This window comes from Microbacterium sp. BF1 (assembly GCF_019279095.1).
GTDB classification, from domain to species: domain Bacteria; phylum Actinomycetota; class Actinomycetes; order Actinomycetales; family Microbacteriaceae; genus Microbacterium; species Microbacterium maritypicum.
This window is the reverse complement of the sequence record NZ_JAGYWT010000827.1, coordinates 1-622: the sequence shown is the minus strand read 5'-3', so window position 1 is coordinate 622 and position 622 is coordinate 1. Positions and strand designations below refer to the sequence as shown.

The following is a 622-nucleotide window of genomic DNA, read 5'->3' as shown; positions in this document are numbered from 1 at the left end:
GCGCCCGCGTGCTCGTGGTCGTCGCCGACACCACCGCCTCCGCTCCGGCCCTGCGCCGCATCGGCGATGCCGACGTCGTGACGGTCGGTGCGCTGGAACAGATCCCCCTCGCCCTGCAGAAGGTGCTCGCATGACCGCATCCTCCGCCGCGTTCGCCGGTCTTCCCGTGCGTCGCTGGATCCTCGATCTCGGGGCCTCCGCTCTCCTGGTGATCACCGCACTGGTCGGCTTCTGGCCGACGTTCGCCGGTCCGTCCTTCCTCCCCGCCGTGGTCGGCGGTGTCGTGCTCGGCCTCGCGATCGCGGCGGTCACGACCTGGCGCCGTTGGGGCATCCTGATCATCGCGGGCCTCACGGTCGCCGCCTACTTCCTGTTCGGTGGCGCGTTCGCCCTGCCGCAGACCTCGATCCTCGGCTTCATCCCGACGCTGGAGACGCTGCAGAAGCTCGCGCTCGGGACGGTCACCGCGTGGAAGCAGATGCTCACCACCGTGGCGCCCGTCGCCGCGGCAGACGGTCACCTCGTGGTCCCCTTCCTCCTGGCGCTCGTGTTCACCACGGTGACCGCGTCGCTCGCGCTGCGCCTGTCGCAGGTGGCCGGGATCAGCGCCCAGGCCACCTGC

1 pseudogene is annotated in these 622 nt (G+C 71.4%); it reads left to right on the top strand.

The annotated features are described in order from the left end of the window. Positions 1-130 precede the first annotated feature (130 nt). A pseudogene (locus KZA10_RS17035) lies at positions 131-622 on the top strand (transglutaminase domain-containing protein); the annotation flags it as partial.